This is a genomic window from Massilia sp. PAMC28688 (genome assembly GCF_019443445.1).
Lineage (GTDB): Bacteria > Pseudomonadota > Gammaproteobacteria > Burkholderiales > Burkholderiaceae_D > Telluria_A.
The window spans coordinates 3,723,713-3,747,627 of the sequence record NZ_CP080378.1 but is presented as its reverse complement, the minus strand read 5'-3'; the positions used below and the strand labels follow the sequence as shown (position 1 = coordinate 3,747,627).

The 23,915-nt window shown below is 62.6% G+C and carries 26 protein-coding genes; 4 read left to right on the top strand and 22 right to left on the bottom strand.

The features are described from left to right. Positions 1-95: 95 nt before the first annotated feature. Positions 96-1,301 (top strand): acyltransferase family protein, encoded by a 1,206-nt coding sequence (locus KY495_RS16890; protein WP_219880535.1) that lies wholly within the window; start codon positions 96-98, stop codon positions 1,299-1,301. A 26-nt stretch (positions 1,302-1,327) separates the two neighbouring features. Here the strand turns inward: KY495_RS16890 and KY495_RS16885 are convergent, their stop codons facing one another. Continuing rightward, positions 1,328-1,960 (bottom strand): phasin family protein, encoded by a 633-nt coding sequence (locus KY495_RS16885; protein WP_219880534.1) that lies wholly within the window; start codon positions 1,958-1,960, stop codon positions 1,328-1,330. A 453-nt stretch (positions 1,961-2,413) separates the two neighbouring features. Between KY495_RS16885 and KY495_RS16880 the strand changes: the two genes are divergently transcribed. Both KY495_RS16880 and KY495_RS16875 read left to right on the top strand, forming a co-directional pair. After that, on the top strand, positions 2,414-3,322 hold the full coding sequence (locus KY495_RS16880) for an ABC transporter ATP-binding protein (protein ID WP_219880533.1): 909 nt from the start codon (positions 2,414-2,416) through the stop codon (positions 3,320-3,322). Next, positions 3,312-4,052, top strand: coding sequence for an ABC transporter permease (locus KY495_RS16875; RefSeq protein WP_219880532.1), 741 nt, complete (start codon positions 3,312-3,314; stop codon positions 4,050-4,052). Before KY495_RS16880 ends, KY495_RS16875 begins: the two co-directional genes overlap by 11 nt. Here the strand turns inward: KY495_RS16875 and KY495_RS16870 are convergent. The 4 genes from KY495_RS16870 to KY495_RS16855 form a co-directional block, all read right to left on the bottom strand. Further along, positions 4,049-4,600 carry an NADPH-dependent FMN reductase gene (locus KY495_RS16870; protein WP_219880531.1) on the bottom strand — a complete coding sequence of 184 codons (552 nt, stop codon included), beginning with the start codon at positions 4,598-4,600 and terminating at the stop codon, positions 4,049-4,051. The two genes, KY495_RS16875 and KY495_RS16870, sit on opposite strands and share 4 nt — an antisense overlap. An 87-nt stretch (positions 4,601-4,687) precedes the next feature. Further along, positions 4,688-4,996: a hypothetical protein gene (locus KY495_RS16865; protein WP_219880530.1), complete on the bottom strand. Its 309-nt coding sequence runs from the start codon at positions 4,994-4,996 to the stop codon at positions 4,688-4,690. Position 4,997: 1 nt separating this feature from the next. Continuing rightward, a complete protein-coding gene (locus KY495_RS16860) occupies positions 4,998-6,248 on the bottom strand; it encodes an MFS transporter (protein WP_229518339.1) in 1,251 nt (416 codons plus the stop codon). Then, on the bottom strand, positions 6,241-6,708 hold the full coding sequence (locus KY495_RS16855) for a MarR family winged helix-turn-helix transcriptional regulator (protein ID WP_229518338.1): 468 nt from the start codon (positions 6,706-6,708) through the stop codon (positions 6,241-6,243). The genes KY495_RS16860 and KY495_RS16855 overlap by 8 nt, the downstream gene beginning before the upstream one ends. A 97-nt stretch (positions 6,709-6,805) precedes the next feature. On the opposite strand from KY495_RS16855, the gene KY495_RS16850 reads away from it, so the two are divergent. Then, on the top strand, positions 6,806-7,330 hold the full coding sequence (locus KY495_RS16850; RefSeq protein WP_219880529.1) for a PaaI family thioesterase: 525 nt from the start codon (positions 6,806-6,808) through the stop codon (positions 7,328-7,330). A 2-nt stretch (positions 7,331-7,332) separates the two neighbouring features. Here the strand turns inward: KY495_RS16850 and KY495_RS16845 are convergent, their stop codons facing one another. From KY495_RS16845 to nuoE, 17 genes are all read right to left on the bottom strand, one after another. Beyond that, positions 7,333-8,016, bottom strand: a complete 684-nt coding sequence (locus KY495_RS16845; protein ID WP_219880528.1) for a hypothetical protein — start codon at positions 8,014-8,016, stop codon at positions 7,333-7,335. A 36-nt stretch (positions 8,017-8,052) separates the two neighbouring features. Then, positions 8,053-8,988: an alpha/beta fold hydrolase gene (locus tag KY495_RS16840; RefSeq protein WP_219880527.1), complete on the bottom strand. Its 936-nt coding sequence runs from the start codon at positions 8,986-8,988 to the stop codon at positions 8,053-8,055. Positions 8,989-9,111: 123 nt separating this feature from the next. Further along, positions 9,112-9,621 carry a 2-C-methyl-D-erythritol 2,4-cyclodiphosphate synthase gene (gene ispF, locus KY495_RS16835; protein WP_219880526.1) on the bottom strand — a complete coding sequence of 170 codons (510 nt, stop codon included), beginning with the start codon at positions 9,619-9,621 and terminating at the stop codon, positions 9,112-9,114. A gap of 31 nt (positions 9,622-9,652) precedes the next feature. Further along, a complete protein-coding gene (ispD, locus tag KY495_RS16830; RefSeq protein WP_219880525.1) occupies positions 9,653-10,375 on the bottom strand; it encodes a 2-C-methyl-D-erythritol 4-phosphate cytidylyltransferase in 723 nt (240 codons plus the stop codon). After that, positions 10,372-11,064: a hypothetical protein gene (locus tag KY495_RS16825; protein ID WP_219880524.1), complete on the bottom strand. Its 693-nt coding sequence runs from the start codon at positions 11,062-11,064 to the stop codon at positions 10,372-10,374. Before KY495_RS16825 ends, ispD begins: the two co-directional genes overlap by 4 nt. A gap of 4 nt (positions 11,065-11,068) precedes the next feature. Then, a complete protein-coding gene (locus KY495_RS16820; RefSeq protein ID WP_219880523.1) occupies positions 11,069-11,623 on the bottom strand; it encodes an NUDIX domain-containing protein in 555 nt (184 codons plus the stop codon). A 22-nt stretch (positions 11,624-11,645) separates the two neighbouring features. Continuing rightward, positions 11,646-11,960 (bottom strand): DUF2818 family protein, encoded by a 315-nt coding sequence (locus KY495_RS16815; protein ID WP_219880522.1) that lies wholly within the window; start codon positions 11,958-11,960, stop codon positions 11,646-11,648. Positions 11,961-11,970: 10 nt separating this feature from the next. Next, positions 11,971-13,485 (bottom strand): NADH-quinone oxidoreductase subunit NuoN, encoded by a 1,515-nt coding sequence (nuoN, locus tag KY495_RS16810; protein ID WP_219880521.1) that lies wholly within the window; start codon positions 13,483-13,485, stop codon positions 11,971-11,973. Between the two features lie 9 nt (positions 13,486-13,494). Further along, positions 13,495-14,997: an NADH-quinone oxidoreductase subunit M gene (locus tag KY495_RS16805; protein ID WP_219880520.1), complete on the bottom strand. Its 1,503-nt coding sequence runs from the start codon at positions 14,995-14,997 to the stop codon at positions 13,495-13,497. Positions 14,998-15,021: 24 nt separating this feature from the next. Further along, positions 15,022-17,091, bottom strand: a complete 2,070-nt coding sequence (nuoL, locus tag KY495_RS16800) for an NADH-quinone oxidoreductase subunit L (RefSeq protein ID WP_219880519.1) — start codon at positions 17,089-17,091, stop codon at positions 15,022-15,024. 65 nt (positions 17,092-17,156) lie between these two features. Next, positions 17,157-17,462 (bottom strand): NADH-quinone oxidoreductase subunit NuoK, encoded by a 306-nt coding sequence (gene nuoK / locus KY495_RS16795; RefSeq protein WP_219884291.1) that lies wholly within the window; start codon positions 17,460-17,462, stop codon positions 17,157-17,159. Further along, positions 17,462-18,145, bottom strand: a complete 684-nt coding sequence (locus tag KY495_RS16790) for an NADH-quinone oxidoreductase subunit J (protein WP_219880518.1) — start codon at positions 18,143-18,145, stop codon at positions 17,462-17,464. The genes nuoK and KY495_RS16790 overlap by 1 nt, the downstream gene beginning before the upstream one ends. Positions 18,146-18,166: 21 nt before the next feature. Next, positions 18,167-18,655 (bottom strand): NADH-quinone oxidoreductase subunit NuoI, encoded by a 489-nt coding sequence (nuoI, locus tag KY495_RS16785; RefSeq protein ID WP_219880517.1) that lies wholly within the window; start codon positions 18,653-18,655, stop codon positions 18,167-18,169. A gap of 13 nt (positions 18,656-18,668) precedes the next feature. Further along, entirely contained in the window at positions 18,669-19,763 is a 1,095-nt protein-coding gene (gene nuoH / locus KY495_RS16780) for an NADH-quinone oxidoreductase subunit NuoH (protein WP_219880516.1), read from the bottom strand. Beyond that, positions 19,763-22,099: an NADH-quinone oxidoreductase subunit NuoG gene (nuoG, locus tag KY495_RS16775; RefSeq protein ID WP_219880515.1), complete on the bottom strand. Its 2,337-nt coding sequence runs from the start codon at positions 22,097-22,099 to the stop codon at positions 19,763-19,765. The genes nuoH and nuoG overlap by 1 nt, the downstream gene beginning before the upstream one ends. Before the next feature lie 15 nt (positions 22,100-22,114). Further along, positions 22,115-23,410, bottom strand: coding sequence for an NADH-quinone oxidoreductase subunit NuoF (gene nuoF / locus KY495_RS16770; protein WP_219880514.1), 1,296 nt, complete (start codon positions 23,408-23,410; stop codon positions 22,115-22,117). After that, positions 23,407-23,886 (bottom strand): NADH-quinone oxidoreductase subunit NuoE, encoded by a 480-nt coding sequence (gene nuoE, locus KY495_RS16765; RefSeq protein WP_219880513.1) that lies wholly within the window; start codon positions 23,884-23,886, stop codon positions 23,407-23,409. Before nuoE ends, nuoF begins: the two co-directional genes overlap by 4 nt. Positions 23,887-23,915: the final 29 nt, after the last annotated feature.

The following is a 23,915-nucleotide window of genomic DNA, read 5'->3' as shown; positions in this document are numbered from 1 at the left end:
GTTCGCCCCACCGGCATCCCGGCTCGCCCCATTGCGCTCGCGCGGCGCGGCAGCCGGTATTACGCTGGCATGGTCAACCACCACCGGAAAATGCCATGTACGCCGCACAAGCACGCCTGTATTTCATCGACTGGCTACGCATCATTGCGTTCTTCCTGCTGATCCTCTACCACGTGGGCATGTACTACGTGAGCTGGGACTGGCACGTGAAAAGCCCGGCTGCCAGCGATGCAATCGAACCGCTGATGATGCTTTCCTCGCCCTGGCGCCTGAGCCTGCTGTTCCTGGTCTCCGGCGTGGCTTCGTCCTGCATGCTGGCGAAAATTCCTGCCGGCCGGTTCGCGCGCCAGCGCAGCTGGCGCCTGCTGCTCCCGCTCGTGTTCGGCATGCTCGTCATCGTGCCGCCCCAGGCCTACTTTGAAGTGATCGAAAAGCTGCAGTACCAGGGCAGCTACGGCGACTTCATGCGGCTGTATGTCAGCGGCTATGCGCTCTTTTGCAAGGAGGGCGACTGCCTGGATTTGCCCACCTGGAACCACCTGTGGTTCCTGCCTTATTTGTGGGTGTATGCGATGCTGTTCGCGCTGCTGGCGGCGCGGCTGGGACCGCGACTGGATCGGGGTGCGGCGAGGCTTGCCAGGCTGCTCGCGGGCTGGCGGCTCATTGTCCTGCCAGCCATTGCGGTCGGCATCATCCGGGTATTGCTGGCACCGCAGTTTCCCAGTACCCACGGCCTGTTCGATGACTGGTTCAACCATGCCAACTATTTTTTCCTGTTCATGCTCGGCGCCATGATGGCGCGCCAGGTGGACATCTGGCCGCATGTCGAAGCACTGCGCTGGCCAGCCTTCGGCCTTGCCCTGGCCTGCTGGGCGGCGCTGATCATTTATTATTCCCTGCCCGAAAACCTCACGCTGGACCCGCAACAGCATGCCTGGCGTGTCCTCATGCGCTGGGTGTATGCCAGCTGCGCCTGGTGCGCCATCGTCGCAGCCTGCGGTTTTGCCCGTCGTCACCTGAACTTTGACAACCCGGGGCGGCGCTACCTGACCCAGGCCGTCTTCCCCGTGTATATCGTGCATCAAACCCTGATTGTCTCGATTGCCCACCTGATCAAGCCTGCAGGCATTGCGCCGCCGGCCGAAGCACTGGTACTGGTGGTACTGACCTTGTGCATCAGTTTTGGCGTGGTGGAAGCCGTGCGCCGGCTTGCCCCGGTGCGCCCCCTGTTCGGCCTGGCACGTTCAGCCCAGGGCGCGCCTGGCCGGAAAGCAGAAAAGCCCGCCACAGCGAACTGTTGACGGGCCCGGCCGCTAGGCGCAGCTATTTACGAAGGCTTGCCCGTGCTGGCGCCGCTCTTGCCGCTGCTCGAGGCACTGCTGCCCACGTTGGCACCGCCCATGCTGCTGCCACTGGTGTCGCTCTGGCTGCTGCCGCCCTGGGCACTTTGCATGCTGGCGCTGCCCTGCATGCTGGCGCCGCTGCCGTTGCCGCGCTGCGAACCATTTTGCATGAATGGATCGGTGAACTTGCGCATGGTTTCCTGCTGGCTGCGCATATTGCGCTCGGTTTCTTCCGAGGCGACCCGCTGCACTTCATCGGCCAGGGCCCGGGCCGTGCGGGTGGTTTCCTGCACATGCTGCTCGGCCACACGGGCCAGCTGCACCTGGGCGTCGGCGGCCACGCGCGAAATGTGCTGCTGGTAGGCGCGCAGCTTGTCCGTTGCTGGCTGGGCACGCGATGCGGCTGCGCCGATCACGTCGGTCTGGCGGTCGGCCGTCAGCAGCTTCTGGCTGGTCTGGGTGGCTTCTTCCAGCATGGTCTGGGTCAGCTGAATGTTCAGGTCGCACAGCTGCTGGAACGACTGGAAGAGGGATTTGGACATATCGTTCAGAAACGATACCTGTGCGTCCAGATGGGTGCGCACAGCAGGAGTAACTTGTTGAGAGAATGGATACATGAGCACCTCTGTATAAACGTTTTTAGAATGAATTACGGCACTGGCACACCGGGACCCGAGGCCATCGCGGTAGTGCCGCCGTAGCGAATTGCGCATTTGACACCACTCCCGTTCTTGCTTTTGATTCTGACGGTGAGTGTTCAGCACAGGTGACTAGGCTAGGTGAGTGAGCTGTTCCGCATTTGATATATATCAAACGTGTTCAAGACGACAAGACGATGGTGCGCCGCCACAAAAATCCTTTATGCATACCCCCGGTTCACTCTGGCAGCGATTCTGGTGCGGCGCGTCATTTTTCCATCCCTCAGGTCAACATGCGCGCCCCCATGCCGCCCGCGCCTCGCCTGCTTGCCGACCGTTCGGCCAGCTAAAACTGCATCCTGTCGCTTGGCGCAATATTCCTGGTCAGCACATGGCTAAGATAGCGAAATCGATAACATCGGGAAGGCCATCATGGCGCAACACGTGATTGAGATGCAGGGCGTGAGCAAGGCGTTCGGCGATCTGCAGGTCCTGGACGGCCTGGACCTGACGGTCCCGGCCTGCAGCATTTTCGGATTTCTGGGCAATAACGGCGAAGGCAAATCGACGCTGATCCGGCTCATCACCGGCCTGCTGCGCGCCGACCGCGGCAGCATCCGGGTACTCGACCTGGACATTGCCACCGAAAGCCACGCCATCTTGCAGCAGATCGGCGCCCTGGTGGAAGCGCCGAGCCTGTATCCGAACCTGAGCGGCGCCGAAATGCTGCGCATCGGCTGCACCATCAAGGGCTTGCCGCGCAGCGAGATCACGCGCGTGCTGGAGCTGGTCAACCTGGGCGGGGCCGCGCGGCGCCAGATCGGCAAGTATTCGCTGGGCATGAAGCAGCGTCTGGCAATTGCCCACGCCCTGCTCGGTGGGCCGAAACTGCTGATCCTGGACGAGCCCACCAATGGCCTCGATCCCGAAGGCATGCGCGACATCCGCGCCCTGCTGCGCTCGCTGCCGGCGGTGGCAGGCGTGACCGTCTTTGTGTCCAGCCACAACCTCGACGAGATCGAGAAGTCGGCCACCCACATTGCCCTGCTCAAGGGCGGGCGCATCCGCATGCAGGCGCCGATCGAGGATCTGCTGGCGCAACAGACCGGGACCCTGGCGATAGAGGTGAGCGATGCCGCGCGCGCCCAACAGCTGCTGCAAAGTGCCGCCTACCAGGCCGAGCGCACCGTGAGCGGCCAGGTCCGCGTGACCGGCGTGGCACGCCACCAGGCCGACCGCGTCCACGCGCTGCTGGTGCACGCCGGCTTTCGCCTGTACCAGTCGGTCTACCACACGCCGTCACTCGAACAATGGTTTCTGGAGAAGCATCATGCTGCTTAAACTGCTCGCCGTGGAATTGCTCAAGGTGCGCCGCTCGCTGGCGCTGCTGATGATGTTCGCCATCGCCCTGATGGTGGTGGCGCTCAATGTGCTAATGCTGGTCAAGCAGTACCCGCTGGCCGCCATGGGCCCCGCGCACTGGCTGCGGCTGTGGCAAAACAGCGCCGGCCTGTGGTGCTACTTCATGCTGCCCCTGTATATCGCCCTCGTCACCGGCTTGCTCAACGGCCAGGAACACCGCAACCATACCTGGCGCCTGATGCTGACCTTGCCCGTGACGCAGCTGCAGCTGTTCGCGGTCAAGGCGCTTTTGGCATGGCTGTTCGTCGCTGGCGCCACCCTGGTACTCGGTGCCGGCACGGCGCTGTCGATGCTGGTACTGGGCGCGGCCGGTGCCAGCCTGGACGGCGCCTTTGCCTTTCCGGTACTGGCGGCGCTGGGAAAGGCGACGCTGGGATGCCTGCCGGTGCTGGTGATCCAGCATGCCGTGAGCTGGCGCTTCCAGAACCTCACGGCGCCGCTCGCCGTGGGCGTGGTGGCCACCATGGGCATCACCCAGGTAGGCAGTTCGAGCTACTGGGTGTGGTACCCCTGGACCTATGCCACCATGGCCGTCATGGGCAGCGAAGCGGCCAGCCGCCAGCAAGCCCTGGCCCTGGCCGCGGGGGTTGGCGCCCTGCTGTTTGCCGCCGCGGCCGCGGCGCTGGCACGGCGCGAGGTGGAAAGCTAGTCGGCGTTGCGCTCGACCCAGGCGGCAAAGGTATCGATGAATTTCTGCAAAAAGGCGCGGGTTTTCTCGTCGCTCACCTGGTCGCCATCGAAGCAGGTGTCGATCTTGCCCAGGTAAGCTTCCGGCTGCTGCATGGCCGGCATGTTGAGGAACACCAGGCACTGGCGCAGGTGGTGGTTGGCGCCGAAGCCACCGATGGCGCCGGGCGAGGCGCTGATCACCGCGCACGGCTTGCCGCTCCATGCGCTCTGGCCGTAGGGACGCGAACCGACATCGATCGCATTCTTGAGCACGGCGGGGATGGAACGGTTGTACTCGGGCGTGCAAAACAGCACGCCGTGGTACTGCTTGAGCTTTTCGCGAAATTCGGTGTAGGTGGCCGGCGGTGCGTCGTCGTCATCCTGGTTGTACATGGCCAGCTGGCCGATCTCGACGATCTCCATCTCGAGAGTCGGTGGCGCCAGCATGATCAGTGCCTTGCCGACCTTGCGGTTCCACGACTCCTTGCGCAGACTGCCGACGATTACCGCGATCTTTCTCGTAGCCATAACGTTCCTTTCGTATTGGTGACAAAGCGTTCAGCTGAAGATAGTAGCAACTTTCATATGATCGTGTTGCGCGTGCCGTGCAAGCCCTCAAATGCGCCCGCGCCGGAATTGCGCGAGAAACTTCCTGGCCCCGGCAGCGCTGAGCACCACGATCGGGTCGCCATGGTGCACGTACAGGTAGGGCGTGCCGCCCAGCCGGTCGGTCAGCTTGGCCGACACCAGAAAGCGGGTACCGGCCGGAAAGCGGGCCGCATCGCGCATGGCGCTGGCGCACCGCACCCGCAGCGAGGGTGCAAAAGCCTGGCCGGGAATCGGATGGATGCGCAGCCTGCCGCTGGCGGCATCGGCCACCGACTGCACTGCCACTTCGCGGTAAGCGTAGCTGTCGCGCGCCATGTCAGGCTCCCGCCACGGCTGGCGCGCGAACCACGTGCGCCTCGCGGATGGGCAGGTTGAGCAGCGCTGCCGCCAGGGCCAGCACAATGTCGGCATACCACATCCAGGTGTAGTCGCCGTAGGTGACAAACGACAGGCCGCCCAGCCAGGCGCCGAAGAAGCCGCCCGTCTGGTGCGACAGCAGCGTCAGGCCGAACAGGGTGGAGAGGTAGCGCACGCCAAAGAGCTTGCCGATCAGGCCCGCGGTGGGCGGCACCGTGGCCAGCCAGGTAAAGCCCAGGGCGGCGGCAAACACATAGAAGGTCATGGCGGTCTTGGGCGCCACCAGGTAGAGGGCGATCATGACGGCGCGGCTGGCGTACATGAGGGCCAGCAGGGACTTCATGCGGTAGCGCGTGGACAGGGCACCGGCGCTCAAACTGCCTGCGATATTGAATAGGCCGATCAGGGCCAGCGCGGTGGCCGACACTTCCGGCGACAGATTGCACAGGGCGACTTCACCGGGCAGGTGGGTGACCAGGAAGGCGATGTGAAAGCCGCAGGTGAAAAAGCCGGCATGCAGCAGCAGGTAGTTGCGGTCGCGCAGGGCAATGCGGATCTGCGCCCCCAGGCCGATGCCGGGCGCCGGGGCGGGCTTGGGCGCATCGGTCTTGGCCACCCCTGCCCCGCGCCGCAGCGGCCACGCGAGCGGGATGGTGAGCAGCGTGGTGGCGGCCATGGTCAGCATGGCCATGACCCAGCCGGCACTGCTGATAATGGCTTGCATGACGGGTGCGAACACGAACTGGCCAAACGAGCCGCCGGCGTTGATGAAGCCGGCCGCAAACGGGCGCCGCTCGGGCGGCAGGCGCTGGGCGGTGGCGCCGATCAGGATCGAAAAGCTGCCGGCACCGGCGCCGGCCGCCGACAAGATCCCCATGCACAGGATCAGGCCCCATTGCGAGTCGACAAAGGGCGTCAGTGCGGTGCCCCCCGCCAGCAGCAAGGCGCCCACGATGATCACGCGCGACGAACCCCACTTGTCGGCCACGGCGCCAAACACCGGCTGCGCCGCGCCCCAGACGAACTGTCCGATCGCCATCGCAAAACTGATGGAAGCAATGCCCAGGCCTGTCGCGGTGTTAATGGGCGACATGAACAGGCCCGTGGTCAGGCGCGCGCCCATGGTGATCATGAGGATGGCCGCTGCCGCCAGGATCAACAACCAGGCTGCGCGCGGCGTCATGACTGCATCCTGGGCGGGCTTATGCATCGCTGGCTTCCTTGAGCAAGGGGGTGAGATGAAGCATGGTGGTATCAAGCTGCCGGTGCAGGCTGCGCACGGCTTCGCGGCCCATGAGCTGTTCAAAGGCCGTCTGGGCCGCGCGCCATGCCACGTAAGCCTGCTCCACCTTCCTGCGGCCGGCGGCGGTGATGGTGACAATGCGCTGGCGGCTGTCGCTGCCACTTTTTAACACCACCCAGCCGGACTCGATGAGCGGCTTCAGGTTGCGCGTGAGCGTGGTGCGGTCCAGTCCCAGCAGATCGGCCATGTCGGCCACCGGCAAGGCGGCGCGGGCGGCGTTGACCAGGACGCTGTACTGGGTGGTCTTGAGGCCCGCCTGCGCCAGGTGCTGGTCGTACAGGCGCGACATGGCGCGCGTGAGCTTGCGCAGCTTGAAGCAGGTGCAGCCAAGCGGCTTTTCCAGCGGCTGGGGCGAAGGTCGGGGCACGGGCGGAATCTTTCAGGTGCAACTACACAGATCGAAAATCGATTATAGTGCATATGCACGCAAAATGCGCAGCTCTGAACCGACAATTGAGGAAGCTATGGAAAACAGCGATAAGCGCCAGCAGTGGCTGGCGCAGGAACAAGCCATGCGCGCGCGCCTGGCCCCGGCGGGCGTGGTGACGCGGGACGATCTGAAATCACGCACCGGCCTGGAATTCATGGGCGCGATTGCCGAAGGCGTGCTGCCGCCGGCGCCAATTGCCGAGTTGCTGGGCATCGTGCCCATTTCGGTGGAGCGCGGCAGCGTCGTATTCCAGGGCACGCCCACGCTGGCGCACTACAACCCGAGCGGCGTGGTGCACGGCGGCTATGCCGCAACCCTGCTCGATACCGTGGTTGGCTGCTCGGTCCACACCATGCTCCCCGCCGGCAAGGGCTATACCACGCTGGAACTGAAGGTCAACTATATCCGGGCCATGACCGACAAGACCGGGCCGGTTCGGGCCGAAGGCACGGTGGTCAATGTCGGCAACCAGGTGGGCATTGCCGAAGGCCGTATCACCGACGCCAACGGCAAGCTGCTGGCCTTTGCCACCACCACCTGCCTGATCTTTGACCTGTAGTACTAGCGCAGCTTGCGCCTGACCGGTACCACGGGCGGCGTGCGCAGGCTTTGCAGGATCTTGTACTCGTTATCCTTGGTCAGGCCCAGCACCAGCCACCAGTTGCCGCGAATGGTCTGGTTATACACCTTGGCGCGGTAGCAGGCCGCATAGCGGCCCTGGAAGAAGCCGGCCGTCTGGCGGCATTCCACCTGCTCGGTGGGAGCGATGCTTTCCACCTGCAGCGGCGTGCTGCCATAGTCGATGGCGGCGCGCTCCTTGACCTGCTTTTTTTCCTCGTTCAGGAACGCCAGGCCACCCTTCTCCACCGTTTCCTTGACCTTGAAGGCATTGGGCAGCGGCAGATTGTCGGACATGAAGAACCAGTCCTTGCCCGGGTAGCCCTGGCCACTGAAGTCGAGTGGCGGACAGCTCTTGTCGGCGCGCGATTTTGCCACCCCGGTGCGCTGCATGCGCAGCACCACGTCCACGACCTTGTTGTCCACGCCGTATTCGTAAATGACACACATCTCGGTGCCACCGCTGTCGGGCGCGGTGATGATCTGGGCGCCCTCGGGGCCGGACGGGCAGCGGCGCAGCGTGGCGCCCGGCGGCAGATTGACCTTGGCGGTGCGGCGGGCATCGGCAAACAGCGGCTTGTCGTACGGCCGCACCTCGCACTGGGGCGGCAGGCTATCAACTGGCATGGCGGGTCCTTTCTGGTATGGTGCTTTCAAGTGGCCTTATTGTACTGCGCCGGTGCGCGCAAGCTGCTCACGAAAGGCGAGATAATCGGCCGCCGTCTGGCGCGGTGCCTCCAGCATGGGCAGGTGGCCGATGCCCGGCATGATGATCACGCGCGATTGGGGAAACAGCTGGCGGAACGATTCGGCACCCGCAGGGCTCAGTACCTGGTCCTCGGCACCCCATACGATCAGGGCCGGCGTGGGCATCGGCTTGAACGCCACTTCCAGCAGCGGCGACTCATGTTTCATCGCACGCATGATCATGGTATGCAGCTCAAAGTCGCGCACCGCGCGCCGGCCCATGGCGGTACGGGCGACGCCGGGAATGAAGGGCCGCTTGTGGGTGGTGGCGCTGATGGTCTTTTCAAAATCTTCCACCCGCTCCACCAGCAGCGGATTGCGGCCCGTTTCCATGTAGTGGCGGATCATGGGGGTGTCGACCGAGGCGGCGGTGCCGGCCGGGTCGAGCAGCCACAGGCTCTCGACCATGTGGGCATAGGGCGCGGCGAACTGGGCGCTGATGAAGCCCCCCATCGAATTGCCGCCCAGATGCAGGCGCTCGATGCCCAGCTGGCGCACGAAAGTGTGCATGCGCCCCACCTGGTCGGCCATGGTATAGCTGGCCTTGGGATTGCGCGAGGCGTCGCCAAAACCTGGCAGGTCGGGAATGATGACACGGTAATGGGGCGTCAGGAAGCGCGCGATGCGGGTGAAGTTATCCTTGTCGCCGCCAAAGCCGTGGATCAGCAGCAGCACTTCGCCCTTGCCGCCGTCGAGGTAGGGAATATCGAAGCCGTCCACGTGCGCCTTGCGCAGTTTCAGGCCACTGATGCGGCGCTCGATGGCCAGCCCGAGGGAGGTGACCCATTCCGGCGCGGCGAGCACCGCCAGCAGCAGGATAACAACGGCGACGGCAATGAGGTAGACCAGCATGAGCATCCTTGATCGTTAGCAAACGATCATGATACCGGAGCTGGCCGAACGGCGCTCGCATGCCTGCCGGCGCCGGCAACTTTCTGTTCCAAGCCCGTTCACCGGCTAGTGCGCTGCGACCTGTCAGGCGCTCTTGATCAGCATGCAGATTGACTCGGCCGCCATGCCCTCCTCGCGCCCCAGGTAGCCCAGCTTTTCGTTGGTCTTGGCCTTGATGTTGACCTGCTGCGGCGACACGCCAATGTCTTCGGCAATGCGCGAAACCATTTGCGGGATATGCGGCGCCATCTTGGGCTGCTGGGCAATGATGGTGGCGTCGATATTGCCGATGGTGTAGCCGGTGGCCACCACCCGGTGCGCCACTTCGCGCAGCAAGGTGCGCGAATCGGCGCCTGCGAACATGGGATCGGTATCCGGGAAATGCTTGCCAATGTCGCCCAGCCCGGCCGCGCCCAGCATGGAGTCAATGATGGCGTGCAGCAGCACATCGGCATCGGAATGGCCGAACAGGCCGGTCTTGTGGGGAATGGTGACGCCGCCCACGATGAGCTTGCGCCCTTCGGTCAGCGCGTGGCAATCGTAGCCAATGCCAATACGAAACGGTGGAGTGGGATTGTAGGAAGCAAGTGCCATGATATGTGCTCGAATAAGATGTTGACGGTAGCTAGGATGCCGCCAGATACATTTCCGCGATGCGGATGTCGGCAGGCAGCGTCACTTTCAGATTGCAGGGATGACCTTCCACCAGCGCCGGGGACAGCCCCATGGCCTCGACCGCACTGGCGTCATCGGTAATGATGCTGGCGTCGGTGGCGGCAGCGAGCGCATCGCCCAACAGCCGGTAGCGGAACATCTGGGGGGTCTGCGCCAGCCACAGGCCGTCGCGGGCAACCGAGGCGGCCACCGAAGGGCCCACCGCGGCTGCCTGTCCGCTGCCACCGGCGCGCTTGACCGTGTCGACCACGGGCAGGGCCAGCAGGCCGCCGACGGCATGCTCGCCAACGGTGGTGATCAGTTTTTCAATGAGTGCGGGCGTCAGGCCCGGCCGCGCGGCGTCATGCACCAGCACCCAGTCGTGGTCGTCCAGTACCTCGCCCAGCTGGCGCAAGGCATTGCGCACCGATTCCAGGCGGCTGGCGCCGCCGCAGCGCAGCACCGTCACGCCCTCGCCTGGGGCGACCTGGTCGATGTGAGGGTCGCCGGCACTGACCACCACATACACGTGCGTGATCAGGGGACTGGCGCGGAAGGCATCGATGGTATGGCGCAGCATGGGCTTGCCGCCAATGGCCATGTACTGCTTGGGACCGTTTGCCGCCATGCGCGCGCCGACACCGGCAGCGGGAATGAGGGCAATATAACGGGGATCTTGCACGGTCATGGTCATCTTCTCGCTCGTTTGGCCGGTCCGATAAGGGACTGTACCTCACCTTTGCAAACTCTGCTCAGGCGCGCATATTCTTGGGGCGTATCAATACGGGCCTGGGCAATTTCGACCTGCCGCAGCTCGCGCTTGATGTACGGCACCCAACCGGTATCGATCTCGCGCTGCAGCGCGGCCCGGGCCTGGCCTGCCATGGCATACAGGGGCTTGTTATTGAAACGGTCGGCCAGCGCCTTGCGCACCACTGACTCCACTTTCGGCAAATGCTCAAGATAGGTCTTGAGATGGCGCATTTCATGCGCAAGAATTTCATCGTACGAGCAGGTGCCCGGCTTGAACTCGCGCCCGATGTAGATGATGATGGGCGCGTACTTGAGCGCCACCGTGATCTGGGGCGAGATGCACTCATAGCCGGAGAGCCGGTCCTGCAGCAGCGAGCCGTTTATCGTCAGGTCCATCTGCGACTCGGTGCGCGTCAGCCCGAGCACGTAGGCGTTCCTGGGGGCGCGGCCCTTGAATGCGGTGATGTCGTGGTAGGAGTAGGTGTTGTTGACGGTATAACCGTTCTGGCGCGTCGTCACCACCGACACGGCCGGCTGCATGGTCTCTTCGCAGCGCACCTGGAACAGGGTGCGGGCGGCGCTGGCATCATCGAGCCAGAACACCGCCGCCAGCAGCAGGAGCGCCTTCATGCTGCTAACCTGGCGTCCAGGCGCCGGAGGCGAATTTCTCCAGCCAGAAGGCGCCGATGATGGTCTTGACGTCCGTGATCTCGCCGCGCCGGATCAGCTCCAGCATGTCGGGCACGGTGGCGGTGAAGGTTTCGAGGAATTCGCCTTCGTCAAGGCTGCGTTCACCGGCCGTCAGGCCGCGCGCGATGAACAGGTCAAGGTGTTCGTCGGCGTAGGCAATGGCGTTGTGGATGGTGCACACAAAGTGCCATTCACTGGCCGTGTAGCCGGTTTCCTCGCGCAGTTCGCGCCTGGCGCAAGCGAGCGTATCTTCGCCCGGGTCGATTTTCCCGGCCGGGAATTCGATGAAGACGCGCCCCAGTGGATAGCGGAACTGGCGTTCGAGCAGCACGCTGCCATCGTCGAACACGGGAAGAATGACCACCGCGCCGGGATGGCGGATGAATTCACGCGAGGCGTGCGAGCCGTCGGGCAGGCGCACCATGTCGCGCGAGACCTTGAGGAAGTCGCCATCATAGGCCACCCGTCCGTCAATACGGGTCTCTGTCAGTGAATCCATGCATGCTCCGGAAAAATCGTGTTTAGTCAACGCGCGGATGCTGCTTGCGCAGGTACCGCCACACGAATCCGGGAAACGCCAGCACGACAAACAGAGGCACCGTGATCATGTAAAACTCTTTGACCTGGGTGAAGACATTGCCGATCCGGGCTTCGAACGCGTAAGCGACGGCACCTGCGGCAAAGTATAGAACAACAAGCTCAAACACGCGCGTCCACGCTGTCTTGCGTCCGCCCTTGAGGGGAATGACGCCGAACAGGGACTCGGTGAAGAACGGCAGGTTGGCGAGCGCGATCGAGATCACGATCACCAACCAGGACGACAGTGTTACGTCCATCAGCGGCGCATCAGGTGGCGAGCGTGGCGGCCATGGCGCGCGCACAGGCAGCGAGCAGCGGACCGGCAAACACGCCCAGTACCACGACCATGATGCCGTTGATGGTGAGGACAGCGCGCATGTCGAACGGCACGGCGATGCTGTTGGTGTCGACCGGATCGTCGAACCACATCACCTTGACCACGCGCAGGTAGTAGAAAGCGCCGATCAGCGAGAACAGCACCGCCAGCACGGTCAGCCACACGGCGCCGGTAGTCAGCACCGCCTGCAGCACCGCGAACTTGGCGGCAAAGCCCATCATCGGCGGCACCCCGGCCAGCGAAAACAGGAAGATCGACATGACGGCCGCAAACCACGGGCTGCGCTTGGACAGGCCCTTGAAGTCATTGAGTTCGTCGGCTTCAAAGCCGCTGCGCGCGAGCAGCATGATCAGGCCAAAGGTGCCGAGGGTGGTCAGCACGTAGGTGATGATGTAATACATGGCCGAGCTGTAGGCGCCGATGGCCAGCGCACCCGGGTCGATGCTGCTGCCGGCGACCACGCCCGAGAGCAGGCCAAGCAGCACGAAGCCCACTTGCGCGATGGTGGAATAGGCCAGCATGCGTTTGAGGTTGGTCTGGGCAATCGCGGTCAGGTTGCCGATGGCCAGCGACAGCACGGCCAGCACCATGAGCATCTGCTGCCAGTCGATGGCCATGGGACGCAGGCCTTCCACCAGCAGGCGGATGCAGATGGCGAAAGTGGCGATCTTGGGCGCGGCGCCCAGCAGCAGCGTGACGGCCGTGGGTGAACCGTGGTACACGTCCGGCACCCACATGTGAAATGGCACGGCGCCCAGCTTGAAGGCCAGGCCGGCCACCACGAACACCACGCCGAACACCAGGATGGTGCGGTTGGCGGTAGCGGCGGCGGCGGCATTGGCAATTTCCGTGATGTCGAGCGAACCGGTGGCGCCATACAGCATGGAGATGCCATACAGGAGAAAGCCCGAGGCCAGCGCACCGAGGATGAAGTACTTCATCGACGCTTCGGTGGAGGCGGCATGATCGCGGCGCAGTGCCACCAGCGCGTACAGCGACAGCGACATCAGTTCCAGGCCCAGGTAGATGATCAGCATGTTGTTGGCCGAGATCATGATCATCTGGCCGAGCATGGCGAACAGCGCGAGCACGTAGAACTCGCCGCCCAGGTTCCCCGACAACATGCCCCGTTCGGCCACGTACTGGCGCGAATAGATCAAGGTCATGCCCACCGACAGGTAGGTAAACAGCTTGAGCAGGTTGGCCATCGGGTCCGACACGAACATGTTATTGAAGGTGTAGACGGTGGTACCGGCCGAATAGTCGACCCACGACAGGTAGGCGCACACGCCCAGCGTCGCCAGCGACAGGTAATAGGCGAGCGAGCGGCGCGCTTCCGACATGTACATGTCGATCAGCAGGATGCCGGAGGCCGCGATCAGCAGGAAGATCTCGGCATAGACCGGGACCAGGTTGGGATTGGTGATAACAATAGTTTCGTTCATGATCTGTCTTTATTGCGGCAGTTTCGACACGGAGACATGCTTGAGCAGGTCCGCGACCGACGTTTGCATCGTATCGGTGAATGGCGCCGGATACACGCCCATTGCGATCACTGCGATTGCCAGGATGCCCAGCATCAGGAATTCGCGCTTGTTCAGGTCGACCAGTTCGGCCACGTGCTTGTTCGCCACTTCGCCGAACACCACGCGCTTGACCATCCACAGCGAGTACGCGGCGCCGAAGATGAGGGCCGTGGCGGCCAGCATGCCAATCCAGAAGTTGTATTCCACCGCGCCCAGGATCACCATGAATTCGCCCACGAAGCCGGAGGTCGCCGGCAGGCCGCAGTTAGCCATCGAAAACAGCACGATGAAGGCGGCCAACTTGGGCATGGTGTTGACCACTCCTCCGTAGTCGGCGATCTGGCGCGAGTGCATGCGGTCGTACAGCACGCCGATGCACAGGAACATGGCGCCCGAGATGAAGCCGTGCGAGATCATCTGCACGATGCCGCCGGCGACAGCCATCTGGTTGAACATGAAAAAGCCCAGCGTCACAAAGCCCATGTGCGCGATCGACGAGTAAGCCACCAGCTTTTTCATGTCCTTCTGGACCAGGGCCACCAGGCCGATGTAGATCACGGCGATCAGCGACAGGGTGATGATGAACGGGGCCATGGCGATCGAGGCGTCCGGCGTGATCGGCAGCGAAAAGCGCAGGAAGCCGTAGGCGCCAAGCTTGAGCATGATCGCCGCCAGCACCGCCGAGCCGCCGGTTGGCGCTTCCACGTGCACGTCCGGCAGCCAGGTATGGACCGGGAACATCGGCACCTTGACCGCGAACGCTGCCAGGAAGGCCAGGAAGATCATGGTCTGCTCGGTCCCGGAGAGCGGCAGCTGGTGCCAGTCCAGGATGCTGAAGCTGCCCGAAGCGTTGTACAGATAGATGATGGCGACCAGCGTCAACAGCGAACCGAGGAAGGTGTACAGGAAAAACTTGAACGAGGCATAGACGCGGTTATCGCCACCCCAGATACCGATGATGATGTACATCGGGATCAGGGTCGCCTCGAAGAAGAAGTAGAACAGCAGGCCGTCCATGGCGGTGAACACGCCGATCATGAGGCCGGACAGGATCAGGAAGGCACCCATGTACTGGGCCACGCGGCGCTCGATCACTTCCCAGGCCGAGATCACGACGATCACGGTGATGAAGGCGGTCAGCGGCACGAACCACAGCGACAGGCCGTCCACGCCGAGCGAATAGAAAATGTTGAACTGGCCGATCCACGGCGCCAGCTCGACAAACTGCATGCCGTGGGCGGCATTGTCGAAGTGCTGGAGCAGCGGCAGCGTGACGGCGAAGCTGGCGATGGCGCCGGCCAGCGACAGCCAGCGCGTCATGCCCGGCTTTTCGTCGCGCCCGATGAACAGGATCAGCGCACCGAACACGATCGGGAGCCAGATGGCCAGGCTCAGATACGGAGGAAGAGTAGAAATCGTAGACTGCATCATGTTGTCTTTATCTTTGCGTGTCTGTTATTGAGGCCAGATCGGAACGAAGTACATCAATGCAGCCAGCACACCGACGATCATCACAAACGCGTAGTGGTAGATGTAGCCGGTCTGGCCGCCGCGCACGATGGACGAGAACCAGCCAACCACTTTCGCGCTGCCGTTGACGATGAGGCCATCGATCAGGCCCTTGTCGCCCACGTTCCACAGGCCATTGCCCAGCAGGCGCGCGCCGCCGGCGAACACCACGTCGTTGAACTTGTCCATGTAGTACTTGTTGTCCAGCAGGGTGTGGATGGCCTTGCCCTTGGCATAGAACCAGGCCGGCACACGCGGATTGACCATGTAGCAGTAGTAGGCAGCGGCCACGCCGGCCAGCGCGAGCCAGAACGGTGGCGTCACCAGGCCGTGCATGACCATCGCGACCGGACCATGCCAGTTGGCCTTCAGGGTGGCCATCGCCGCGTGGTTTTCGCCCACGGTGATGACGCCGTTGAAGAAGTCGCCGAACAGCATTGGCTCAATCGCGATGAAGCCAATGATCACCGAAGGAATGGCCAGCAGGATCAGCGGCAGCGTCACCACCAGCGGCGACTCGTGCGGCTTCTGGCCAGGGGCCAGGCCGTGGTGATGGTCGTCGTGGCCATGCTCGTCTTCTTCGTGGTGGCCATCCGACTCCTTGCCATGGCTGTGGTCATGGGTATGCGCTTTTCCGAAACGCTCTTCGCCGTGGAACACCAGGAAGTACATGCGGAAGGAATAGAAGGCGGTCACGAATACACCGGCCAGCACGGCAAAGTTGGCAAAGCCCGCGCCCCACAGCGTGGTGGCATGGACCGCCTCGATGATGCTGTCCTTGGAGTAGAAACCCGAGAAGAACGGGGTCCCGATCAGGGCCAGGGAGCCGAGCAGCGCGGTGATCCAGGTAATGGGCATGTACTTGCGCAGGCCGCCCATGTTGCGGATGTCCTGGTCGTGGTGCATGCCGATGATGACCGAGCCGGCGCCGAGGAACAGGAGCGCCTTGAAGAAGGCGTGCGTCATCAGGTGGAACACGGCCACCGAGTAGGCCGAGGCGCCCAGCGCCACGGTCATGTAGCCCAGCTGCGACAGGGTCGAGTAGGCGACCACGCGCTTGATGTCGTTCTGGATGATGCCCAAAAAGCCCATGAACAGCGCGGTGATCGAGCCGATGACGAGCACGAACGAGAGCGCCGTGTCGGACAATTCGAACAAGGGCGACATGCGGGCCACCATGAAGATGCCGGCCGTGACCATGGTCGCGGCGTGGATCAGGGCCGAGATTGGCGTCGGGCCTTCCATCGAGTCAGGCAGCCAGACGTGCAGCGGGAACTGGGCCGACTTGCCCATGGCGCCAATGAACAGGCAGATACAGGCCACCGACAGCAGCATCCAGTCGGTGCCGGGCAGGGTCAGGAGCGCCAGTTCATCCTTGCGGGCAAACACTTCCTGGTAATTCATGGAGCCGGCATAGGCCAGCAGCAGGCCGATGCCCAGAATGAAGCCGAAGTCGCCCACGCGGTTGACCAGAAAGGCCTTCATGTTGGCGAAAATGGCGGTGGGTCGCTTGTACCAGAAACCGATCAACAGGTAAGACACCAGGCCCACTGCTTCCCAGCCAAAGAACAGCTGCAGGAAGTTGTTCGACATGACCAGCATCAGCATGGAGAACGTAAACAGCGAGATGTAGGCAAAGAAGCGGTTGTAGCCTTCGTCTTCCGCCATGTAGCCGATGGTGTAGATGTGGACCATGAGCGAGACGAAGGTGACGACGCACATCATCATGGCCGACAGCGCATCGATCTGGAAGCCGACCTCCATCTTGAGCGAGCCGACCGTCATCCAGTTATAGATGGTGCCGTTGAAGCTGGCACCATCCATGACCGCCATCAGGGTCTGCACCGACAGGATCAGGGCAATGAGCACGCCCAGGATCGTGACGGTGTGCGAAGTCTTGCGGCCGACGACATTGCCAAAAAACTTGGTACCGAACAAGCCCGCAATCATGGCGCCGGCCAGCGGCGCCAGGGGTACGGCAAGAAGGAGGTTAGGGTTAAGAAGTTGACCCGCCATGTTGAACCTTAATCGTTATGTATTCGAATGTGTGAGCGAATGTGTGAGCAGTGCGAAGGAGCCGATCAGCCTTTGAGGCGATCCAGGTCTTCCACATTGATCGTGTCCAGGTTACGGAACATCACCACCAAAATCGCCAGGCCAATGGCCGCCTCGGCGGCAGCGACGGTGAGGATGAAGAACACGAAGATCTGCCCTGCCGCGTCGCCCATGTAATGCGAAAAGGCGATGAAGTTCATGTTCACGGCCAGCAGCATCAGCTCGATGGCCATCAGCAGCACGATCACGTTCTTGCGGTTCAGGAAAATGCCCACGATCGCGATCGCAAACAGCATCGCGCCCAGGATCAGGAAATGTTGGAGCGAAACGATCATTTGGTCTCCTTGCTGGCAGCGTCTTGCGCTTCGGCGGCGGCCAGGGCTGCCTCGGCTTTTGCCTTGTTGTCGGCGTCGATGGCCGGCTGGTTCACGGCATCCATCTTGACGATGCGCAGGCGGTCATTGCGCTTGACGCGCACGGCATCGCCCGGATTGAAGGCCTTGGTGTCCTTGCGGGTACGCAGCGTCAGGGCCACGGCAGCAATGATGGCAACCAGCAGGATCGCAGCAGCAATTTCAAAGCCATAAATATAGCGGGTGTAGATCAACAGGCCCAGTTCCTTGGTACCGCCGATATTGGCGGCCAGGGCGGCCGGGGCCTGCTCGAAATCGAGGAAACCGCGCCACAGGACGGCAGCCATCTCGAAGATGATCAACAGGCCAATGCCGAGGGCGAGCGGCAGATAGGACCAGAAGCCTTCCCGCATCTTGTCCATGTTCACATCGAGCATCATGACCACGAACAGGAACAGCACCATGACGGCGCCCACATAGACCAGCACCAGCACGATGGAGAGGAACTCGGCCATCAGCAGCATCCAGATGCCGGCAGCGTTGAAGAACGCCAGCACCAGGAACAGCGCGGCGTGCACCGGGTTCCTGGCGGTGATGACGCGCACTGCGGCGAACAGCATGATCGCCGAGAACACGTAAAACAAAACAGATTTAAATTCCATGACTATCCCAGGCGGTGCGGATTAACGGTAAGGAGCATCGGCCGCGCGGGCGGCGGCGATCTCGCCTTCGTAGCGGTCGCCGACAGCGAGCAGCATCTCTTTGGTGTAGTACAGGTCACCGCGCTTTTCACCGTGGTATTCCAGCACGTGGGTCTCGACAATCGAGTCGACCGGGCAGGATTCCTCGCAAAAGCCGCAGAAGATGCACTTGGTCAGGTCGATGTCGTAGCGCGTGGTGCGGCGCGAACCATCGTCACGCTGTTCCGATTCGATCGTGATCGCCATGGCCGGGCACACCGCTTCGCACAGCTTGCAGGCGATGCAGCGCTCTTCCCCGTTGGGGTAGCGGCGCAGCGCATGCAGGCCACGGAAACGGGGCGACATCGGGGTTTTCTCTTCTGGATATTGCACAGTGATCTTGCGCGCGAACATGTACTTGCCCGTCAGCGCCAGACCCTTGAACAACTCCACCAGCAGCATGCTGCTTACAAAATCTTTAATACGAGTCATTGTTCAAAGTTCCTTACTTGGCCCAGATATTCCAGGGGGTCTGCATCAAGGTGGCCACGGCCACCAGCATGACCAGCGTCACGGGGATGAAGATTTTCCAGCCCAGGCGCATGATCTGGTCATAACGGTAGCGCGGGAAAGTGCCGCGTACCCAGATGAACAGCGAGACGATGAAGAAGGCCTTGGCAAAGAGCCAGAAGAAGCCCAGGAAGCCACCCAGCACGCCACCGACTTCGAGGATGGCCAGGGGCGCGTGCCAGCCGCCAAGGAACAGGATCGATGCCAGGGTACCGATCAGGATCATGTTGGCGTATTCGGCCAGCATGAACATGGCGTAGGACATGCCCGAGTATTCCACCATGTGGCCGGCCACGATCTCGGACTCGCCTTCGACGACGTCGAACGGGCTGCGGTTGCACTCAGCCAGGCCCGAGGTCAGGTAGACCACGAACAGGGGCAGCAGGGGCAGCCAGTTCCACGACAGGAAGGACAGGCCCATCTCGGCACCGGTGCCGCGGTTTTGCATGGCCACGATATCGGAAATATTCAGGCTGCCCGACACCATCAGGATCACCACCAGCACGAAGCCGATGGGAATTTCGTAGGAAATCATCTGGGCCGAGGCGCGCATGGCGCCCATGAACGAGTACTTCGAGTTCGATGCCCAGCCGGCAATGATGATGCCGTACACCTCGATGGAAGTGATCGCCATCAGCAGCAGCAGGCCGGCGTTGACGTCGGCCAGCGCCAGGCCGGGGCCGAACGGCACCACCGCCCATGCGGCCAGGGCCGGCATGATGGTCATGATGGGACCGAGCACGAACAGGCCGGACGATGCCTTGGCCGGCACCACGATTTCCTTGAACAAAAGCTTCAAGGCGTCGGCGATCGGCTGCAGCAGGCCCGCAGGTCCAACACGGTTGGGGCCGATACGGATCTGGATCCAGCCGATCAGCTTGCGCTCCCACAGGGTGGCGTAAGCGACCAGGCCCATGAGCGGCAACAGGACGCACATGATCTTGGCCAGGGTCCAGATGACGGGCCATACCACGCCAGTGTTGGCAGCGCCCCAGAGATACACGCTATCAATCATTTCAGGCAGACTCATTAAGCGCTCTCCCCTGCTTTTTCTACTTGGATGGCACCGAACATGGCGCCCAGCGTCGAGGTGGCGGCGTGGGCTGCCGATACCCGCACGGTATTGGCCGGCAGGCTGGCATCGATACCGGCCATCAGGATGGCCGAACCGTTACCCTGCGACACCTTCACCTTGTCGCCCGCTTGCACGCCCAGCTGCGCGGCCAGGGCCGATGGCAGCTTGACCAGCGGCTGGTTGGCGTCGGCCGTGCGCAGCAGCGGCTCGGAGCGGCGCGCGATCGGGTCGGCAAAATAGATGGGCACATCGGCAATGCGTTCGAGCGAGGCAGCGCTACCGAAGGTGGCAGGCTTGAGTGCCGCCTTGCCGGTGTTGTTGAGCTTGTCGCGCAGGTCGGTCACGCCCTTGCCGAACAGTTCGTCGCGCACGGCTTCGGAGGTGTCGTAGTCAAAACCGGACACGCCCAGCAGGTTGCCCAGCACGCGCAGCACTTTCCAGGCCGGGCGCGTGTCGCCCAGCGGCTTGACGGTGCCATTGAAGCTTTGAGCGCGGCCTTCGCAGTTGACGAAGGTGCCCGAGGTTTCGCTGAAGGGCGAAATCGGCAGCAGCACATCGGCATAGTCAAAGCCATGCTGGAAGGCGGACATGACGACCACCATTTCAGCGGCGTCGAGCGCGGCGCGGGCTTGCTGCGGGTTGGCCGCGTCCAGTTCCGGTTCGGCATTGAGCAGCAGGTAGGCTTTCTTCGGCTCGGAAAACAGTTCCTTGGCATTCCTGGCGGTGGCGCCGACCAGGTAGCCGCCAACCGTGTTGGCGCCCTCGGTCAGCACGCCCAGCTTGGCACCGGTCTGCTCAGCAATCCACTGGGCGGCGGCGTAGATGCTCGACGCTTGCGGGTGGTGCATGGCAGCGTTGCCCAGCAGGATCACGGCAGGCATGCTCTCGTCGCCGGTGTTGAGGCTGGCGGCAATCGCGCTGGCCGCATCCGATGGCTTGCTGTCAAAACCGGCAGGCGCGGCCACGCCCTTGGCGCTCGATACGGCCGACACGATGTCGGACAGCGCGGCGAGCCAGTCGCTTGGCGCGGCAATGATCTTGTTGGCGGTAGGAATCAAGAGTTCGTCGTCGGACGCGTGGATCACCGACAGCTTGCCGCCATTTTTCACGGCGGCGCGCAGGCGGGTTGCCACCAGCGGGTGATCCTTGCGCAGGAAGGAACCAATGACCAGCGCGCGCTTGACGGTGGACAGTGCGGCGATCGGCATGCCCAGCCAAGGGGTGATGTGGCCGTCGAGCGCGAAGTCGGTCTGGCGCAGGCGGAAGTCGACATGCTCGGAACCGATGCCGCGCATGGCCTTGGCCAGCAGGTGCAACTCTTCCACGGTCGACTGGGCGGTGGCGACGGCGGCAATGCTGTCGGCGCCGTGCTCGTGCTTGATGTTGCGCAGGCCATGGGCCACGTATTCCAGCGCCGTCTGCCAGTCGGTCTCGGCCCAGACGCCGCCCTGCTTGAGCATGGGCTTGGTCAGGCGCGCATCGTTGTCCAGCGCTTCATACGAGAAGCGGTCCTTGTCGGACAGCCAGCATTCGTTGATCTCGTCGTTTTCCAGCGGCAGCACGCGCATGACCTTGCCACCCTTGACCTGCACGATCAGGTTGGTGCCCAGCGAATCGTGCGGAGAAATCGACTTGCGGCGCGACAATTCCCAGGTACGGGCCGTGTAGCGGAACGGGCGCGACGTGAGTGCGCCCACGGGGCACAGGTCAATCATGTTGCCCGATACTTCCGAGTCCACCGTTTTGCCGACGAAGGAAGTGATTTCGGCATGTTCACCGCGGCCCAGCATGCCCAGCTCCATCACGCCGGCCACTTCCTGGCCAAAGCGCACGCAGCGGGTGCAGTGGATGCAGCGGGTCATCTCGTTCATCGAGATCAGGGGACCGGCTTCCTTGGGCGCCACCACGCGCTTTTCTTCCGCGTAGCGCGAATTGGACTTGCCGTAGCCAACAGCGAGGTCTTGCAGCTGGCACTCGCCGCCCTGGTCGCAGATGGGGCAATCGAGGGGATGGTTAATGAGCAGGAATTCCATCACCGACTTTTGCGCCTGCACGGCCTTGTCGCTGTTGGAGCGCACGATCATGCCGGCCGTGACCGGCGTGGCGCAGGCAGGCAAAGGCTTGGGTGCTTTTTCCACTTCGACCAGGCACATGCGGCAGTTCGCGGCAATCGACAATTTCTTGTGATAGCAAAAGTGCGGGATATAGGTGCCGATCTTGTTGGCTGCGTCCATCACCATCGAACCTGGTGGGACCTCAACTTTTTTACCGTCAATTTCAATTTCAACCATGAGATTTCTCTGGCCTTAGATATAAGCGGGCACGATACAGCGCTTGTGCTCGATGTGATATTCAAATTCTTCGCGGAAGTTCTTGATCATGGCCCGTACCGGCATCGCCGCCGCATCGCCGAGCGCGCAAATGGTGCGGCCCTGGATGTTGTCGGCGATCGAATTGAGCATGTCCAGGTCGTCGGCGCGGCCCTGGCCGTGCTCGATGCGGTGGACCATGCGGTACAGCCAGCCCGTGCCTTCGCGGCATGGGGTGCACTGGCCACAGGATTCTTCGTAATAGAAGTACGACAGGCGCAGCAGCGACTTGACCATGCAGCGCGTTTCGTCCATGACGATCACGGCGCCCGAGCCGAGCATGGAGCCGGCCTTGGCGATCGAATCGTAATCCATGTCGGTCGCCATCATGACCTCGCCCGTCAGCACTGGCATGGACGAGCCGCCAGGAATGACTGCCTTGATCTTTTTGCCGTCGCGCATGCCGCCAGCCAGTTCCAGCAGCTTGGAAAACGGCGTGCCGAGCGGCACTTCATAATTGCCCGGCAATGCCACGTCGCCCGACATCGAGAAAATCTTGGTGCCGCCATTGTTGGGCTTGCCCAGCGCCGCGTACTTTTCGCCGCCAAGGTTCATCACGAACGGCACGGCCGCGAAGGTCTCGGTGTTGTTGATGGTGGTCGGCTTGCCATACAGGCCGAAGGAAGCGGGGAAAGGCGGCTTGAAGCGCGGCTGTCCCTTCTTGCCTTCGAGCGACTCCAGCAGCGCCGTTTCTTCGCCGCAGATGTAGGCGCCGTAGCCGTGGAAGGCGTGCAGCTGGAACGTGAAGTCGCTGCCCATGATGCGATCGCCCAGCATATTGGCGGCGCGCGCCTCTTCCAGCGCTTCTTCAAAGCGGTCGTAGTCGGCAAAGATTTCGCCGTGGATGTAGTTGTAGCCCACGGTGATGCCCATGGCGTAGGCGCCAATGGCCATGCCTTCAATCAGCGCGTGCGGATTGTAGCGAATGATGTCGCGGTCCTTAAAGGTACCCGGCTCGCCTTCGTCGGTATTGCAGACGAGGTATTTCTGGCCCGGGAACTGGCGTGGCATGAAGCTCCACTTCAAGCCCGTGGGAAAGCCGGCGCCGCCGCGGCCGCGCAGCGACGATGCCTTCAGTTCAGCGATGACCTGTTCCGGCGTGATCTTTTCTTCCAGGATGCGGCGCAGGGCGGAATAGCCGCCGCGGTTCACATAATCCTGCAAATGCCAGTTCTTGCCGTCCAGGCCAGCGAGAATCAAGGGGGCGATGTGGCGGTTGTGGAGTGATGTCATTTCTTGAGTTCCTCGACCAGGGCGTCGATCTTGTCGTTCGACATCCAGCTGCACATGCGCTTGTTATTGACCAGCATGACGGGGGCGTCGCCGCAGGCACCCATGCACTCGCCTTCGACCAGGGTGAACTGGCCGTCGGCCGAGGTTTCACGAAAGCCGATGCCGAGCTTTTCCTTCAGATACTGGGCCGCCTTTTCGCCGCCGGACAGCTGGCACGGCAGGTTGGTGCAGACGGAAATCTTGTACTTGCCGACCGGCTTGACGTTGTACATATTGTAGAAAGTGGCCACTTCCTGAACGGCGATGGCAGGCATGCCGAGGTAGTCGGCCACGTCCTGCATCACTTCCGGCGGCAGCCAGCCCTTCTCGTCCTGCGCAATGGCGAGCGCCGCCATCACGGCCGACTCTTTATGGTCAGGCGGGAACTTGGCGACTTCGCGGTCGATTTTTTTGTATGACTGCTCTGATAACAACATGTTTTTTGCCTCAATAGTGCAACGTGCAA